The organism is Coprococcus aceti, assembly GCF_025567285.1.
Taxonomy (GTDB): domain Bacteria; phylum Bacillota; class Clostridia; order Lachnospirales; family Lachnospiraceae; genus Coprococcus; species Coprococcus aceti.
Genome location: NZ_JAOQJT010000003.1, coordinates 82650 through 99435, shown reverse-complemented (window position 1 = coordinate 99435; position 16786 = coordinate 82650). Strand labels below are relative to the sequence as shown.

15 protein-coding genes are annotated in these 16786 nt (G+C 44.5%); 4 read left to right on the top strand and 11 right to left on the bottom strand.

Annotation, left to right across the window (positions count from 1 at the left end; genetic code table 11):
* Nucleotides 1–46 precede the first annotated feature (46 nt).
* From OCV54_RS05320 to OCV54_RS05310, 3 genes are read right to left on the bottom strand one after another with little or no spacing between them, the layout of a single operon-like run.
* Nucleotides 47–1300 carry a hypothetical protein gene (locus OCV54_RS05320; RefSeq protein WP_055222958.1) on the bottom strand — a complete coding sequence of 418 codons (1254 nt, stop codon included), beginning with the start codon at nt 1298–1300 and terminating at the stop codon, nt 47–49.
* Complete coding sequence (locus OCV54_RS05315; RefSeq protein ID WP_055222956.1) at nt 1297–3006, bottom strand: histidine kinase N-terminal 7TM domain-containing protein; 1710 nt, start codon at nt 3004–3006, stop codon at nt 1297–1299. Before OCV54_RS05315 ends, OCV54_RS05320 begins: the two co-directional genes overlap by 4 nt.
* Complete coding sequence (locus tag OCV54_RS05310; RefSeq protein WP_055222954.1) at nt 2996–6115, bottom strand: diguanylate cyclase domain-containing protein; 3120 nt, start codon at nt 6113–6115, stop codon at nt 2996–2998. The genes OCV54_RS05315 and OCV54_RS05310 overlap by 11 nt, the downstream gene beginning before the upstream one ends.
* 192 nt (nt 6116–6307) lie before the next feature.
* Between OCV54_RS05310 and OCV54_RS05305 the strand changes: the two genes are divergently transcribed.
* The 3 genes from OCV54_RS05305 to OCV54_RS05295 are packed head-to-tail and all read left to right on the top strand — an operon-like array spanning nt 6308 to nt 8735.
* Complete coding sequence (locus tag OCV54_RS05305; protein ID WP_022216280.1) at nt 6308–7135, top strand: pyridoxamine kinase; 828 nt, start codon at nt 6308–6310, stop codon at nt 7133–7135.
* Between the two features lie 23 nt (nt 7136–7158).
* Complete coding sequence (locus OCV54_RS05300) at nt 7159–7818, top strand: TatD family nuclease-associated radical SAM protein (protein ID WP_055147560.1); 660 nt, start codon at nt 7159–7161, stop codon at nt 7816–7818.
* Nucleotides 7819–7856: 38 nt separating this feature from the next.
* Entirely contained in the window at nt 7857–8735 is an 879-nt protein-coding gene (locus OCV54_RS05295) for a YitT family protein (RefSeq protein WP_055147563.1), read from the top strand.
* A 92-nt stretch (nt 8736–8827) separates the two neighbouring features.
* Here OCV54_RS05295 and OCV54_RS05290 read toward each other — a convergent pair whose 3' ends face one another.
* From OCV54_RS05290 to OCV54_RS05275, 4 genes are all read right to left on the bottom strand, one after another.
* Nucleotides 8828–10180, bottom strand: coding sequence for an MATE family efflux transporter (locus OCV54_RS05290; RefSeq protein WP_055222952.1), 1353 nt, complete (start codon nt 10178–10180; stop codon nt 8828–8830).
* 109 nt (nt 10181–10289) lie between these two features.
* The gene (locus tag OCV54_RS05285; RefSeq protein ID WP_015533612.1) at nt 10290–10769 is read right to left on the bottom strand and encodes a cyanase; all 480 of its coding nucleotides are present in this window, start codon (nt 10767–10769) and stop codon (nt 10290–10292) included.
* Between the two features lie 210 nt (nt 10770–10979).
* On the bottom strand, nt 10980–12134 hold the full coding sequence (locus OCV54_RS05280; RefSeq protein WP_055222950.1) for an SGNH/GDSL hydrolase family protein: 1155 nt from the start codon (nt 12132–12134) through the stop codon (nt 10980–10982).
* Nucleotides 12135–12202: 68 nt separating this feature from the next.
* The gene (locus OCV54_RS05275; protein WP_055222948.1) at nt 12203–13249 is read right to left on the bottom strand and encodes an SGNH/GDSL hydrolase family protein; all 1047 of its coding nucleotides are present in this window, start codon (nt 13247–13249) and stop codon (nt 12203–12205) included.
* Nucleotides 13250–13504: 255 nt separating this feature from the next.
* Here OCV54_RS05275 and OCV54_RS05270 point away from each other — a divergent pair, with 255 nt between their 5' ends.
* Nucleotides 13505–14866, top strand: a complete 1362-nt coding sequence (locus tag OCV54_RS05270; RefSeq protein WP_055222946.1) for an MATE family efflux transporter — start codon at nt 13505–13507, stop codon at nt 14864–14866.
* A gap of 85 nt (nt 14867–14951) precedes the next feature.
* On the opposite strand, the gene OCV54_RS05265 is transcribed toward OCV54_RS05270, so the two are convergent.
* The 4 genes from OCV54_RS05265 to OCV54_RS05250 all read right to left on the bottom strand — a co-directional run bounded on the left by OCV54_RS05265 (nt 14952) and on the right by OCV54_RS05250 (nt 16782).
* Nucleotides 14952–15113, bottom strand: a complete 162-nt coding sequence (locus OCV54_RS05265) for a hypothetical protein (RefSeq protein WP_022216273.1) — start codon at nt 15111–15113, stop codon at nt 14952–14954.
* A gap of 35 nt (nt 15114–15148) precedes the next feature.
* The gene (locus OCV54_RS05260; RefSeq protein WP_055147572.1) at nt 15149–15568 is read right to left on the bottom strand and encodes a hypothetical protein; all 420 of its coding nucleotides are present in this window, start codon (nt 15566–15568) and stop codon (nt 15149–15151) included.
* A 120-nt stretch (nt 15569–15688) separates the two neighbouring features.
* On the bottom strand, nt 15689–15967 hold the full coding sequence (locus OCV54_RS05255) for a TIGR04076 family protein (protein WP_055222944.1): 279 nt from the start codon (nt 15965–15967) through the stop codon (nt 15689–15691).
* Nucleotides 15964–16782: a pyridoxamine kinase gene (locus tag OCV54_RS05250; RefSeq protein ID WP_055147575.1), complete on the bottom strand. Its 819-nt coding sequence runs from the start codon at nt 16780–16782 to the stop codon at nt 15964–15966. The genes OCV54_RS05255 and OCV54_RS05250 overlap by 4 nt, the downstream gene beginning before the upstream one ends.
* Nucleotides 16783–16786: the final 4 nt, after the last annotated feature.

Here is a 16786-nt window from a genome sequence, read left to right as displayed (position 1 = left end):
CATTAATAATCGTATTTGGCGAGAGCTGGTGCTGCATGTCAGGTTTTCATATAAAACTTGACGCATCCTCTGGAATGATAAGCAGCAATTCAAATCGTGGTTTATATACAGTGTGCATTTCTCCACCGGCAGATTCTATGCTGTGGCGAATCGACGAGAGTCCGCTGCCCTCCTTAATAGGGTCCGACGGTGCAGCGCCATTGTTCGTTATCGTAATATCAAACACATCCTTTCGCCCATTTACGCTGATATATACCTCATTGCCTCCGGCATGCCTGATACAATTTGTTACACATTCTTTTGCAGCGACAACGGTAAGCTCTTCGGCAAGTGAATCGGCCGGAAGGCATCCATCCATCATCACCGTTACACCGAGGATTTCCGCTGTCTGAACAACCTCTTCCATCGTTCCGCTGGCTGTCACTCGATCACTTGTAAGCACTGCGGTTGCTTCCTGTAAAGCCTCAAGCTTTTTGTCAGTGTTTTCGTCGCTTTCCATTATATCACGAATTGTCAGCAAGCTTCTTCCGATTGTGTCATGAATATGTATTTTCAGGTCAAGAATTTCTTTTTCTTTTATATCATCGGCCATTCGTTCATACATTTTTTGGAGCTTTCGATTGACCTCTTTCAGCTCATTGTTAATAGCAGTTTGACGAACGTTGCCATTATAAAGTTCAGTGACATTATGCGCTGTCATTTGAAGCCAGTTTTCATCATTGTCAACGGCTATATTCTGCTTGCGGAATTGCCAAACTGTCTTATCGGGCAGTATGTAACAATCTCCGTTAGCGATAATACTTTTATCGGGGTGCTCCAACGCTTTTTCAAGATCGTCGGTAATCTGAAACTCATGCCCGCTCAGTGCAAACGACAGACGGCGCATACGGTCATTGCAAAGGACAATACGCCCGTTCGGATCGGCAAAGCACACCCCCATAGGCAGCTTGTCTGTGGCATCTTTAACGGAAAATGGAGATAGCATGTTCTTTCGGCGGCGATACTCTCTCGTCATAGCAAAGGCAAAATGAACAACAACAACGAAAATTACTGTAATGAAAATCAGCCAAGGCGCATCTAATAAAAATGCATCCTTGCCATTGAACGGATCCCCCTGTGTTACCGAGAACAAAAGCGTAAGCAAAAACGCAAAAATCACAAGACTCGGTAAATTATCATGCAATTTTGAACGATGCGAAAGTTGATATATATAAAGTCCCAATTCAAGCACAGCTTCCACAAACAGCAGAAGTGGTATTAAGGTCTGCAAAAAGACCGGAAGTGAAGAAAAGGCACTCATACGGCGGCACCTCCCTCAATAATAAATACAAGATGCTGGTAGCCTGCGTCATCGTCCATTTCATAAAGAACGTTACCTTTATTTAAAAAGATCGACAGGTCGGCTTCGCAACAGACATTCAGCGACAGCCGCAATCCGTTTATATTTGCGAGGCTTATCTGCACACTTGTTAAATTTTCAAGATCTGCTTCTATTACTTCCTCATAAAAATCTAATATCGCAGCAGCATTTTTGCCCGAAAGCGTGGAAAGTTCACTGTCCACATACAGAGTATTGCGTACATTTAAAAGCTTTAATGTCTGTAACGATTCGGAAAAAGCTCTCTCAAGCTCGCTGACTGCAACCTTACAATCTCTGTCGGCAAGCAGTGTCAGATGCTTACGGCGTTTGATATAACTGCATAAAACGGCAATCTCGGCAAGTAGCATTTTAACTCTGTCTGTATCAGATTTTGAGATTCGGCGGTATTCCTGTGTCAATGCCGAAATGCGGTTGATCTGTTTTTGTGTTGCCGACTGCAATAGATCGAACAGTCGGTTTTGCTCCTCCACCTTGCGGCGTTTCGACTCCCGCCTGTATTCATAGCGAAGAATCTCATTTCTTTCGGCAAGCTCTTCCGCAAGACATTCTGATTCTTCCTTAATGGCAAGCAGCGCCGACACATCCTCTGTCCATACCGCATAACCGCCGCCGATGGGCATAGTATGTACGGTCAGCCCACCGTCTACTGTGACAGGAGCTTTCTCGGCTTTTCTCATTGTTTCCTTTGATATAGGTTCAATATTCAACGCTGCATAGCGAATGTTGAAGTCTCTGTCAGTAATTTCTGCCGATGTGCCGACAGATGAGGCAAAAAGATCTGCGTAACGGCTGTTTGAATGAATATATCCGCAAGCAATGCAAGCCTCGAAACCGAGCATATACATAAGACTTTGAAATGCCGTAACGTCACCGAATAAATGTTTCAGCCATGGCGTACCAACATAGTTCAATGCAAGATAAGCCAGCGATATCGCAAATGGAATTACGGGCAAATAACGATGCTTACCGTTCTTTAACCTGCATTTAAAGAGCATAAAAATAAGTGCTGCTACGGCACAAAACACCTGCCATACGATCACGGCAAAATAGCACACACCGTAGCCATGATCTGCATCAGACCAGACATCCGCATCTTTAGGGAATGTGAAAACTAATTGATGTAGATCATTCGTAAGCACTAGAATAAGCAAAACTCCCGAAACGGCAGACAATAGCCAGACAGATTTTGGCAGTTTATATTCATCGGGCTTGCCCAGAGACATTGCGATCAGCAGTGCAAGCATGGGTACAAACAGCATTGGCAGATAGAATAGATACCACTGGTATCTTATTGCAACCGGCTGCCAGAATATAAAGTATTTTGCTGAGCGAAAGGTAAACCACAAAATCAAAAGCACCGAAACGCCTACCAGATATTGTCCGACCTGTTTCTGCACGATACGTTGGCGGATTGAAATTCCCCAGGCGGCATAAAGCCCGATATAAATGAAACTACGCAGATAAGAAAACAGAGTAGGATAGAAACTTCCTCTTCCAATAAGTCGAAAAGAATATGCCAAAATTACGGCAAACAAGATCAGACTCATAGGAAGCAAAGGTTCTTTGTGGAGTTTTTTGTGAAGATCTTTATGAAGTATGTTGAAGATATACGATCTACTCCCCATGCCTCTTCACCTCAATCCTGCCTCTTCCACTCTCCTTAACATCATAGAGGGCGTTATCCGCCTCCTCATACATCTCGTTGAATGTCAGTTCAGTTCTTGCGATCACCGCACCCATGGAGATTCCTGTTCCTCCCTCTGTGGCCTTCACAGTCAGGTTCACCTTGTCAAATATCTGCTGGGCACGTTCCCTTATCACGTCATCAGACACACTCTTGTTGAAGAACAGCATGGCTGCAAATTCATCACCGCCCATACGGCATGCATGGTCATCACCGCGGAGTGCCGCCTGCAGTGTCTGTGCCACAAGGACAAGATATTTGTCGCCATTGTGATGTCCGTAGGTGTCGTTGTACTGCTTGAATCTGTCTACATCCATCATGATCATCACCGCTGTGTGCGTACACTCAAGAAGTCTCTGCTCCATGTCACTTCTAAATGCCGCATGGTTCAAAAGTCCTGTGAGGGGATCTGTACGATAGGTATTCTCCCAGTTTCTGAGTCTCACATCTGCCTTATTCTGCTCCGCATCTGTCAGCATCTTCAAAGCATATGTACTTGATACATCCACTATTACTATTTCCCCTCTGTCTTTCTGAAGTGCCGAATCATAAAACATTCTTCCAGTGCATAATACATATATATCCCTGCCATCCTTCCGATGTATCTTGTGTTCCTGAAATACAAATGTGCTCTTTGCCAGATTCGCATTTACCTGACAGAGATATTCTGTTTTATCCTCGTCCGGTATAAGGTCGATCTGGGTTATGATATTATTCTCTATGTCCTCCTTGCTGTAACCCGTAAGCTCCTCAAAATTATCGTCTACAGATATGATCCTCCAGTTTTCATCCACCAGATATCTGCTATATTTGACTGTATGTACACGAAACGCATCCTTGCCATATTCAGTAAAATCCACCATCTGTCTGCGCGCCATAATCCGGATCTCTGTCTGTTCGTCGTCTGTGCTGGCGCCATCACCATCAGCGTCCGCCAGACCATCTCCTGGGGCAGTTCGATCCCCAACATTCTCTCCATTACCATCTGCACCGACACCACCATCAGCAGCCCCTTGCTTTGAGTCAGCTGCCAGCGAATCTGCATACTTCTCTGATACAAGCCTTATAAACTCCGAAACTATATATGGATCAAACTGGCTGCCCGCGCAGCTCTTTAATTCTTCTATCGCTTTTGATATCGGCATACCCTTTCTGTAAGGTCTGTCATTGATCATTGCGTCAAATGCATCGACCACCGCGATCACACGTGACAGAACCGGTATGCTTTCACGGCTCAGTCCATCCGGATATCCATTTCCATCCCATCTCTCATGATGATGCCTTATCTCCTCCGCGATCTGTCTGAGTTCTGTGTTGCTCATGGCGATCTCATAACCCTTCTCAACGTGGGAACGCATGATCTTCCATTCCTCATCCGTGAGTTTTCCCGGCTTGTTGAGTATCTCCATAGGAACTCCTACCTTCCCTATGTCATGGAGCAGACAGAGCAGCGCCAGCTTGCTCTGCTGGATATCTGACAGCTCTATTCGTCTGCCAAGCTCAGCCCCCAGCTCCTGTGTACGACGCACATGCTGTTCCGTATCGCTGTCGCACTCCTCAAGAGCCCTTATGAGTGATGTCAGCATATCTGAGTGCGATGATTCACTGTCCACAAGCTTTTTTGTCTTCATGGCTGTTGCCGCATCAATGATTGCAGCGACTATGCTCTGTCCCTCATCCGCAGCCACCCCCACTGCATACTGTATACTTCCATCATACTGTTCTTTGACCTTTTCGACACATGCAGCCATCTCTTCCTCACTGCTGTGACTGCAAAGTGCTATCAGGTGCGCATCAATACCCCTGACATAATATGTTCTCTCCGGAAAGTTCTTTCTCATGATGCCCGCAAGTGCATTTATCCTCTGGTCACCCGCCTGATTACCACGAGTGCTGTTGATCACAGACAATCCGTTGATATCGCATATTGCCACTCCAACCGGAAACGTAAAATGGTCCACCTCTTCCATGGCAAGTCTCTGAAAGCTATCCCATTTCTGAAATCCTGTAAGCATATCCGTCTCCAGAGATATATCAGAAAATACAAACATCTGACCAAGTCTGCGGCCTTCCTTGTTGTCAAGCCTTCTGATATCGCACCTTAAAGGTCTGTCTCCATCATCACCTTTTATATAGCACTGCAGAGAAAAACTGTCGTCATCAGCTGCAAGATCAACGGACAGATCATACGTCTCAAGAAACTGCTGCAGATTCTCACATTTGCAGAGGAGTTCCTTTCCAAGGAAATCATCCGCCCTGTCATTGTGCAGGATCAAATGATTGTCATAATCAAACAAAACTATTCCCTGACCTATATTCTCGAATATGTTTGTCTTTAGTTTGTTGAGCATTCCATGGGTTGAATAATTAAAGCAGCTCCAGTACAGAATATATGATGTAAGACTGTAGCCACAGATGGAATAATCCAGAAGTTTGTATACCTCCGCTCCCGGAACGTAGAGAAATATTGCATTTATCCCGACAAGCGCAAGAATTCCCAGGATGACACTGCTGTACTGCAAACGATATTCATGTGGAATCTTGCAAAGCTTCTTTAAAAGGAGTATGAGTACCACTCCCACCAGCGCATATGAAAAAACCAGATGCATATCATACAGCGGTTTCATATCATAGCTGTATTTTGCTATCACGGTGTCTCTTCTGACATACCCTATCGCTATATTTTTGAATGGGTTTATGGCAAATATTACAAGCTCATACAGACAGTAAAAAAAGCAGACGCCTATCGCTGCTCTTCCATACTTTGAAAAACGTCCTTTTGTAAAATAAACAATAAATATGAGCAGACATACCAGCATATAATCAATGCTTACGAAATATATACTCGACATGACGGACATGGCCATATACGAATCGCTTATAATGCTGATAAGATAACTGACATCAACTATAGCTGCTCCTATGCAGGCAAGCCCCAGAAACCTTCCCGTCGTCTTATTCTTTTTTATGGATTTCATACCCAGTATAATATCTGTAGCGGCTATTATGATCGACGAAAAGACATATGTCTTCAAAACGACTTCATTCATACTCATTCCTCCTGAAGCGCAGCAAAATATGGTTATATTTTACTACGTATCAAGATATGGGGCAATGTGGAAATTTTATCTATTCTCTCCCTTTTGAACATAAATTTCACTTGGTCTGACGGAATTCAAATATTGAACACACCTGTATTTGATGATAAAATCTACTATATTTATTGAATTTGGAGAACTAAGATGCAGAAAAAAATCGCTCTAATAAATGATGTTACAGGATTCGGAAGATGTTCCATCGCTGTCATGGCGCCGATAGTGTCCGCCATGAAGATCCAGGCTGTCACTGTGCCAACAGCAATACTATCTACACATACACAGTTTCCTATATTTTACTTTGATGACTACACACCCAAAATGCGGGATTACATCCAGACCTACAAAGATCTGGAGCTGCAGTTCGATGCCATATCAACAGGATTTCTCGGTTCTGAGGAACAGGTTGATATAGTTATCGACTTTATCAAATACTTTAAAAACGAGAAGAATTTTGTTATCGTCGATCCAGTCATGGGTGACTACGGCAAGCTGTACCCAACCTATACCGCATCTATGTGCAGCAAGATGAAGGAGCTTGTAAAATATGCCGACATTATCACTCCTAATCTGACGGAGCTTTGCACCCTCCTTGATCTTCCATATCCGGAGCACACTGTGACCGTGAACGAGCTAAGGCAAATGTGCATGACCCTGGCGGAGCAGGGACCGGAACATATCGTTGTGACAGGAATACATTTCAATAAGACTCAGATAGCCAACTTCATCTACAACAAGGATGAGGATTTCCAGATGGTCATGGTTGACAGGATCGGCGGCGACAGGAGCGGCACCGGAGATGTGATCGCAGCCATCATTGCGGGTATGTATCTGAACGGACACAGCGTCTATGAGTCCGTGAAAAAGGCCGCTTCATATGTATCAAAGTGCATAAGCTACTGCGTTGAGAACAATGTTCCGGAGAACTGGGGATTGTGCTTTGAGATGTACATGAAGGATCTGACTGAGGAATAACTTAAACGATTGGAGATTCAACTATGGTTTTATACACTGTAACCGGAAAAGTCGGTGAGGAAGGTTACCTCGACATTGCAAAGAGCGGGGATCTCACAGGCAAAAATATATATGTAAACATGACAAACAAATGTCCATGCAGCTGTGTGTTCTGCCTGAGGCAGACAAAAAAGCAGCAGGAGAACAATACTCTCTGGCTGAAGGATGGCGAGCCTTCTATAGAGGAGGTTCTGGAACTTTTCTCAAAGTATGACCTGAATATCATAAATGAACTTGTATTTTGTGGATTTGGCGAGCCTCTTGAGAGACTTGAAGATGTGTGCGCGGTGATCGATTCACTGAAAAACACATATCCCAATCTCAAAGTCCGTCTCAACACCATCGGACTTGCCAATCTTATATATGGGAGAGATGTCACACCAGAGCTTGAGGGCCGATTCGACACTGTATCAATATCCCTGAACGCCCCTGATGAAAATGAATTTCTTGAACTGACCAGATCACGCTATGGGATCCAGTCCTACGCGGCCATCAAGGATTTTGCCGTTCTTGCAAAAAGGTACGTGCCACACGTTGTCATGACAGTTGTTGACAAGGTCATGCCCGAGGATAAGATCAAGCGATGCCGCCAGATATGCAAGGATTTAGGCGTGACTTTGAGGGTTCGCCCATTTGAAAATTAACCGCATTTTACAGTGACACTTACAAAGGAGGTACCGCTATGTTTCAATCTCTAGAGTTAAAACACCCAAGATTTTATCAGATATTCCGCCTGTTCATCGTCGTATTTGCATCTATACTATACGCATGGAATCTCCGATGCTTTGCCAAGACCGCAGGACTGTTTCCAAGCGGGTTCTCCGGAGCATCCCTGCTTCTCCAGAACATTGGAATAAAATTTCTGCACATAAGCGTGCCTTTTGCAGTGTTCAACATTGGACTGAATCTGTTTCCCACATACATATCATACAAATATATCGGCAAAAGATTTACCCTCTATTCGATCATAGTCATTCTTCTGTCGAGTATATTTGTGGATATTCTGCCATCATATGTATTCACTGACGACATAATGCTTGTAAGCCTGTTCGGCGGTCTCATCAACGGACTCGCCATCAGCCTGTGCCTGAACGTTGGAACCAGCACCGGGGGAACTGATTTCATCAGCATATTCCTGTCCCACCAGAAGGGTATAGATGCGTGGAACTACATACTGCTCGGAAACATCGTGATGCTGATCGCCGCCGGTGCACTGTTCGGCTGGTCAAAGGCTCTGTACTCCATCATCTACCAGTTCTGCAGCACGCAGGTGATCCAGCTTCTGTATAAGAGATATAAGAAAGAAACGTTGTTCATCATCTCCGACAAGTCAAATGAGATCTACCACGCCATCAGCGACCTGACTCACCATGACGCTACTCTGTTCAAGGGTGTCGGATGTTACGAGGAGAAGGAGAAAACCCTCATCTACTCCGTCATCAACTCGGAAGCGAAGCGTGAGCTCATACCGATGATCCGTGGGATCGATGAGCACGCATTTATCAACGTGGTCAAGACCGAGGAGCTGGACGGAAGGTTCCATGATATTCCTCACGACTGATGATCAATGAACTGCCACTTGTATCCGAACGATCATAATACCTTTACGAAATGAACGCACAATAAACATTCCTATCACCAAATACATATCTCTTATAAGTTGGCCTTATACAGCGTACCGCGCCTCTTCATCCACACAAATGCTCCCACGCATATCACTATGGATATAAATGATCCAGCCGGTGCCGCAAATCCCATCGGGAACAATGTGTCAGGATACATGATAGATGCAATGTAAGATCCCGGAATCCTTGCACATACTATGGCTATCATGTTGTGTATGAAGCCTATGTAGGATTTGCCGTATGCACAGAAATATCCGGTGAAGCTGAAGTGGATTCCTGCAAATACGCAGTCCACGATATAGCTGCTTATATACTGGACACCCATGGTCACAACCACCTTGTTCTTGCTGAAAAGTCCCACGAGCTCAGGTGCAAACAGTTCAACAACAGCTATTGCAATGACTCCATAAGCCACTATGATCCCCAGTGCGTATCTCAGGACCTGCTCCGCCCTGTCGTGCTTTCCCGCTCCTATATTCTGGGCGGCAAGCGCCGACACTGTGGCGAGCATTGACGATGGAACTATGAAGATAAAGCTTATCATCTTCTCCACAACACCCACTGCCGCCGCGTCATTTACACCACGTTTATTCGCAATGACGGTTATGATGATGAATGCTATCTGTATACAGCCGTCCTGAACAGCCACCGGAAGACCTATCTTTACGATCTCTCCGAGCACAGATCTTCTCGGAACAAAATCATTTTTCGTAAGTCTCAGCCCTGTGTTCATTCTCTTTATCGCCACAAATGATATTATAACGCTAAAGGTCTGTGCCAGCGTCGTTCCAAGGGCAGCGCCAAGAGGTCCCATGCCACAGACACCTATAAATATATAATCAAGTGCAATATTAAGGCCGCATGCAACCGCGATGAAGTACATAGGACTCTTAGAATCGCCAAGTCCCCTGAATATGGAACTTATCACGTTGTATGCTGTTATAAATGGAATTCCTATGAAGCATACTATCAGATAATCCGTGATTCCTTTGACAGCCTCCTCCGGGGTATCCATAACTGCAACTATTGGATTTATAAAAATGAGCAGCATTACTGTAAGCAATACTGATATTATCATGAAGATGGTGACTGTATTTCCTATGGCCGCCTGTGCATCCTGAAGCTTCTTCGCCCCCACTGCTTTTCCTATGACAACAGTTGTTCCCATGGCAAGTCCCACCAGAATAACCGTGAGCATGTGCATGACCTGGGAGCCATTTGCCACCGCTGTGGTGGCTCCGGCATCATTGCCACAGAACTGCCCTATGATGAACAGATCCGCCATCCCGTATAGAGTCTGTAGAAAATAAGATAATAGATAAGGCAGTGCAAAGTACGCCATCGTCTTTGGCACACTGCCGGTCGTAAGGTTCTTTTCCATTGATTTGTATGGCCTCGTCTTTCATGTTGATGTGGACGGAGGGCGTCCGTTACCTCCGTCCCCACATGATATTAAACCTTACAACAATTGTAATGTCAACACATCAACTCTACCAAGGATACTGTCCTTTCTTGGCATATGGCAGGAGTTTTCCGTCAAACTTGATGATGACTCTGTGGTTGCCCTCGGCATCCTCAGTCACATCCACGTCAAGGCCAAAATCGATGGCACTCATGATGGCATTTCCGCCCTGCTCATGGATTATGTCCTTGATGGCAGGGCCATATGTATCAATGACCTCATGAAGTCTGTAGAGAATAGGATCCGTGTTGCCTTTATATGGGTGCTCTGCGAGAAATGCCGTGGCTGACTTATCTATTCCCAGTGCTTCTGCAAGCTTATCGCAATATTCTTCAGGCACATACTGCTGTCCCTCAAATGCTGATGCGAGCCATACTTTATTCACACCTATTTTCTCTGCCAGCGCCTCATATGTGAGTCCGCTTGCCTTTTTTGCTGCCTTCATAGCGTCAAGTTCATCTGCGTGCTGCAATCTGATAAGATAATCTGCATTGTTCATCGGTGTCATAATATCATCCTCCTCAAAAATCTGTACGGATATAAAATCCATCATAAAAAAATAGAGGCACTGCAAGATTCTGCAGTACCTCTTTGTACATCTGAGCTAATAATAGTCCTCTATCCCCAATATTGCAATACACAATATTATTTATTTTAATTTAATTCTTCAAATATCTATGCCAATCTGAACATTGTCATTCTCTTAATCGCATACTTATCATGCAACTATTATGGACATAAGATAGAATGGTGTTGTACCCACACTCTCATCATCAAGAACCGTTATCTCAAGTGTGTGTTTCTTCTTCTCACCATGATGAAGCACAGGCTCTATATACAGACAGTCACCCCAGTCCTCATCAAAATTGCCATCCAATAAAACCGGATGCTCGACATCTCCATCAAGCACAGCCTGAGCCCTGACAGCAGGTCTTGATATGGTCTTTCTGTACTGTATTCCTATGCAGTTGCCCTCAAGTTCAAATATTATGCTATCACCGGCATTTTCTCCGATCCATCCATTCTTGAAATGATCAAGGTGTCCCATCTTCTCATGAGTATCAGCCCTGAACCCTGAAAGCTTAGGACATATCTCGCGTATGGTAAGCCTCTTTGCATACTCATAAGCATTTGCGGTCACAGGTGCCGGAAGTACACATGAGCAGGCTGATTCGTCCTGGATATCATTCTCTGTGTCCGCGCCAGCATCTGCGGCATCCGTATTTGAGTCATCAGTCAAATTCTCATCTTGTATGAGATCATCCATAATTCTCTCAAGAAACTTTGTTATCTCACCGGCTACCAGACCATGTCCCTTATCATTTGGATGAAGTCCATCCGGGGTTATGTCGATCCTGTTATATTCTCCCGCCTTCATCCGCCTGTATATGGTGTCGTGCACGCTCACATGTGGCACTCCATAGTGATCTGCAAGTCTGTTGTGAATATCCTGGGTGCTTACACCCGTGTCGTAGAAAACGTTATTGAGCACCACCACCGCCGGTCTTGATGACCAGCAAAGCAATTTTCTCAGCACACCTTCAAAGGTCTCTTCACAGTATATGTTATCCACATCATTTACACTGAAATCCACAACCACAAAGTCCGGCTGGTACATGAGCACATCAGTCACAGCTCTGGACACACCATAGTATGAGTCTGTGCCGCCTATTCCGCCATTCACATAATTGAACTTTGCCTGTGGAAATGTATCACACCACCACTTGTATACCCTGTATGCATAAGTATTTTCATGCTCCGTCGCCAAACTTCCCTGCGTTATCGAACCGCCAAGGAACCCTATTGTAAGTTCCTGTCCACTCTGGGCGCGCTGTATAACTGATTTTATTCTTTCAAGATCATAATTTTCCATGGTTTAACCTCCCCATTTGATCATCAGCTCATTAATAATCCTATATTACCTCTAAGTTAGGATATAATTTAATTCCACCCCTCAATTTCGAGACCTTCTATATATTCGGCCAGCTCCGTTGCCATCTCACACGCCTCTGGTATCCTCAAATGTCCTGGCGTGCCGAATCCGTTTCTTCCATATACGTAATGAGTTATCATTTTATCATTCATATTGTCAACCACTTCACCTATAGCCTTGTCCCATGAACAGTCGTGGCAGAGAAGTGTGGTACAGCAGATTATGTGTGCATCCGGATATGTCTTCCTGAGTTTTCCCAGAAATTTCATGTAGTGGTCACGCCACGTTTCCGCCTGCCTGCCGTTATAGTCATTTTTCATAAAATCATACGGATGGTTGTCATTCTGCCCTATAGCAACTATAACAACCTGAGGTGTGTACTGGGAGAAATCCCACTGTGTCACCGGACCAAATGTAGGGTTGTAGTGAACCTTATCCCACACACTTTCCATGCCAATCTGATTCGGCTCTTGGAACCATCCTATCCTGTCCATGAGAGCTATCCCTCCCTGGGCTATGTCATGAATCTGTGCTTTCAGCTTTCTTGCAGTAATCCACGCATACGAATACCAGCTGTTTGAATAACCGCCATTGTGTACTGGGTCTTCCTTTCCAACGCAGTCGACAGCCTCCGATACCTCGCCCGCTGACACCGAGTCTCCATACACCTCTATTCGCCTGCCTGACAGCGGTTTCAAAGGAAGAAGTCTCTCCCCATCTCCAATCTCATACTCAAGTATTGTTACCTCATGGCATGCATCCTGTCTCTTGAAGAACAGTACACAATGTTCATTTGTATCGTTATCCGGAACAACTATATCAAGTTCTGTAATTCCCTCTTTATTTAAAAGATAACTTCTCTGCGACTGGTCGATTATACATCCAAGATAATTGTCCCAGTAGTTATTCCTGTTGGACACCTTTATCTTAAGAGTATTGCCCGTAAATTTCATCTCCGCAGATGTACAAGGATATACCCACACCGGCTTCTCCGCATCTGTCCAGTCAATACGTCCTGTATACCTGATCATAACATCATTTGGCTTGATCTTCATAATATTGTCTCCTGTCATTCCATTTGTTCTATATACATTATACATTTCTGTTTTCATATTAGTTAAGCTCTACCTAATAGTCAAACTTAATTTAGTTAAATATTAATTATTTTTTAATCACTTTAAACAAAATATGATTGAGAAGGTAGTTTCATATCTATAACACACCCCCATATACGTCTATTGATTATTTTTAACTGCAGTTCTATTATATGAAAGTAAACTATTCAATACATTTTGTAAGGAATGAAATCTATGAAAAGAGTAAACTTTGAAAATGGAAAGATAACTCAAAATATACTCGGTGTGGCCATGCCTATGCTAGTGGCTCAGCTCATAAGTCTTCTGTACAACGTGATCGACCGGATCTACATAGCAAGAATACCTGATGTGGGCACCGCTGCTCTCGGCGGAGTCGGTCTCTGTTTCCCGATCACCATCATAATCACTGCCTTCAGCAATCTGTTTGGCAGTGGCGGTTCCCCTCTGTTCTCAATCAGAAGAGGGATGGGGGATGATAAAACCGCAGATACCATAATGAATACAGCCTTCACTATGTTATGTGGTGCTGCCATTATTCTCATGGCTGTCGGTATGATATTTGCAAGACCGCTGTTGGTCCTGTTCGGAGCATCGAAAAGCGCACTCACATATGCGTACCCATATATGATGATATATCTGCTTGGCACTCTGCCATCCATGGTATCAACAGGCATGAACCCATTCATCAATGCACAGGGATATTCTGTAACAGGTATGCTGACAGTGGCCGTCGGTGCTGCCGCCAACTGTATTCTCGATCCCGTATTTATATTTGTCCTACATCTCGGCGTCAGAGGTGCGGCCATAGCCACCGTGATATCGCAGATCATGTCTGCCGCTTTTGTCCTCTACTTTCTGAAGAACAAAGCCGAATTGCAGGTAAAGCTGCTTTCATTGGGACAATTCAGGGAGTGTGTGACATATGCAAAGGATATTGTCAGTCTGGGAACCGCTGGATTTGTGATGCAGCTCACAAACAGCCTTGTATCAATATGCTGTAACAGTGTCCTGTCACGTACCGGAGGCGATGTCTATGTGTCAGTCATGACCATCGTGTCAAGCGTCAGACAGATCGTCGAAACTCCTATCTGGTCAATAGCCGAAGGTGCTTCCCCAGTCATCAGCTACAATTATGGAGCCAGAAAGCCCGATCATGTCAAAAAATCCATAGCCATCATGTCTCTGCTTGCAGTGATATATATGGTCATAGCATGGGGAATCATCCTGATTGCTCCGGGAGCACTTATATCTGTATTCAGCTCCGACAGTTCACTTATAAGTGACTCCATCCCGGCTCTCAAAATATATTTCGCTGCATTTGCATTTATGCTGCTTCAGTATATCGGCCAGACTACTTTCAAATCGCTGAACAAGAAAAAGCAGGCGATTTTCTTCTCTCTGCTCAGAAAGGCGATCATCGTAGTCCCTCTTACATACCTGCTGCCGTATGCTTTCCATCTCGGAACAAATGGCGTATTCATGGCTGAACCTATATCAAATATACTCGGAGGAAGCGCATGCTTTTTCACAATGCTGTTAACCGTAATACCGGAGCTTAACCGGATGAAAAAATAAAAATGATCCCACAGATATCCATAATAATATCTGTGGGATCAATAATTCTCTCTCTATTTTATTGTCTGGTTAAACTGCTTATCATCTAAGCTGCCTTCTTATCCTGAGTCATGTCTTTTGCATCTGGAGCCGTGATATCCTCTGATTCACGGTGCATCTTCTCACCCCAGTTTTCATCCACAAAGCATTTGATTGCTGCTACAAGTGCTATAACCCCAAATGTATAAGCCAATATATCCATTGCCATAATTATCTCTCCTTCACTGGTAATCTCTATTACATTTAATTCCCAATGAAGGTGCGTTTCTTCCCGTCTGACCTATGTATATATTCCAGGAGTATCCATCTGCGGCTGTTTGTCATCTCGGGATATCTGCCTGCAGATGCACATACACAGAATATCAGACTCAACAGCAATGCCGCAAGAACCGCCGACAGCATCCATGTATCGTCTATGGATTCTTCTGAATTTCCAGTCCGTATGTTTCTTGTCTGGATCACAAGCCCCGCAGAACTGTCAACCATGAGCACATCGTTGTTCCCGGCGTCTATTCCCCGACTCTCACCAAGCAATGATACCGAATGCGCAGAATAATTCCTGACATTCGGGTTGTAAAGCCCACAAACTCCAAGATATGAGACGCACATAACCACAGCAATTATCCATGCATATATATTGTAATGCGCTCTGCATCCTGCCATATGTGCCACCTCCCATACTTGATAAATACATCTGTCTTACTTACCATGTATTATATTATATAAGGGAGTTTTTTTCTTCCGATACACCGCTTCTTTAGCTGTCTCTTTGCCGTTTATTTGTCAATTCTTATCCTGCTCAGGCTGGACAACCTCTATCCTGAACACATTGATCGTGTCCACATCAGGACAACAGAACATTGCAGTTCCCGGCTCATTTCCCGGGATGGTTCCACCATATCTAAGAATATCCACATATGGAAATGCCACATGCATGGCCATGGGACAGAGCTGCCCTCGCTCAGTATCAAAATCGTAGCTGTCACCTATCTTATGCCCCCTGTGGCAGCCGTGAGGGCCTTTGCGGTCTATGAGTGTTATCTTGATCTGCGGTCTGCTCATTCCGTTATCACCTCTATGTACTGTTCAAGAGGGATTCCCTTGTACTTGTCAACATTGTCCTTGTTCAAGGCTATAAGCTTCTCCACCACTTTCATGGCTAACTGCACACTGTCTTCTATGCTGTGTCCGCCTCTGTACTTTCCGATAAGCACAGCAGAGAATATATCACCGGTTCCCGGAAATCTCACAGGAATCTCTGTATATGGGAACACGTTCATTTTGTCTGTCTCGCCATCCAACAGGAGAGTGCTTGTCTGTCCATCTATATTCACGCTGGTAATAACTACGGTCTTTGCTCCATATCCGTGAAGCGTATGTGCCAGATCTTCGGCCTCCGCCATGGTCAGTATCCTCTTGTCAGTGTATTTGCTGGCAAGAAATGCTGCTTCTGTGCAGTTTGGCACTATGAGATCCGCCACTTTGCACATCTGTCTCATATAGCCAACCGTATTCTCCGTAACACCGTTGTACAGGATTCCGTCATCGCCCATGATCGGATCGACAAATATAAACGCACCCTGGTCTTTCTTCTTCTCACAGAACTCAGCCACAAGCCTGGTCTGTTCCTCCGATACAAGAAATCCGGTTGCTATGGTGTCAAATGTAAATCCAAGCTCACCCCACACTCTCATGCTGTTCTTCATATATCCGGTCGTCTCAAGTATATCGAACTTCCCGTAGTCCAGTGTATTTGACACGAGTGCCGTCGGAAGGTTGTACACCTGGAATTTCATGTTGGACATTATCGGTATCATCGCTGACAGTGCAACCTTGCCATAACCAGCCATATCGTTTATAAGCAGTATATTATTCATAGTC

Excerpts from the sequence above, each read along its gene's own strand:
- OCV54_RS05295 (WP_055147563.1), top strand. The coding sequence starts at position 7,857 with ATGTTTCAATCTCTAGAGTTAAAACACCCAAGATTTTATCAGATATTC.
- OCV54_RS05255 (WP_055222944.1), bottom strand. The coding sequence starts at position 15,967 with ATGAGCAGACCGCAGATCAAGATAACACTCATAGACCGCAAAGGCCCT.
- OCV54_RS05305 (WP_022216280.1), top strand. The coding sequence starts at position 6,308 with ATGCAGAAAAAAATCGCTCTAATAAATGATGTTACAGGATTCGGAAGA.
- OCV54_RS05310 (WP_055222954.1), bottom strand. The coding sequence starts at position 6,115 with ATGAATGAAGTCGTTTTGAAGACATATGTCTTTTCGTCGATCATAATA.
- OCV54_RS05320 (WP_055222958.1), bottom strand. The coding sequence starts at position 1,300 with ATGAGTGCCTTTTCTTCACTTCCGGTCTTTTTGCAGACCTTAATACCA.
- OCV54_RS05280 (WP_055222950.1), bottom strand. The coding sequence starts at position 12,134 with ATGGAAAATTATGATCTTGAAAGAATAAAATCAGTTATACAGCGCGCC.
- OCV54_RS05285 (WP_015533612.1), bottom strand. The coding sequence starts at position 10,769 with ATGACACCGATGAACAATGCAGATTATCTTATCAGATTGCAGCACGCA.
- OCV54_RS05270 (WP_055222946.1), top strand. The coding sequence starts at position 13,505 with ATGAAAAGAGTAAACTTTGAAAATGGAAAGATAACTCAAAATATACTC.
- OCV54_RS05250 (WP_055147575.1), bottom strand. The coding sequence starts at position 16,782 with ATGAATAATATACTGCTTATAAACGATATGGCTGGTTATGGCAAGGTT.
- OCV54_RS05260 (WP_055147572.1), bottom strand. The coding sequence starts at position 15,568 with ATGGCAGGATGCAGAGCGCATTACAATATATATGCATGGATAATTGCT.
- OCV54_RS05300 (WP_055147560.1), top strand. The coding sequence starts at position 7,159 with ATGGTTTTATACACTGTAACCGGAAAAGTCGGTGAGGAAGGTTACCTC.
- OCV54_RS05275 (WP_055222948.1), bottom strand. The coding sequence starts at position 13,249 with ATGAAGATCAAGCCAAATGATGTTATGATCAGGTATACAGGACGTATT.
- OCV54_RS05290 (WP_055222952.1), bottom strand. The coding sequence starts at position 10,180 with ATGGAAAAGAACCTTACGACCGGCAGTGTGCCAAAGACGATGGCGTAC.
- OCV54_RS05265 (WP_022216273.1), bottom strand. The coding sequence starts at position 15,113 with ATGGCAATGGATATATTGGCTTATACATTTGGGGTTATAGCACTTGTA.
- OCV54_RS05315 (WP_055222956.1), bottom strand. The coding sequence starts at position 3,006 with ATGGGGAGTAGATCGTATATCTTCAACATACTTCATAAAGATCTTCAC.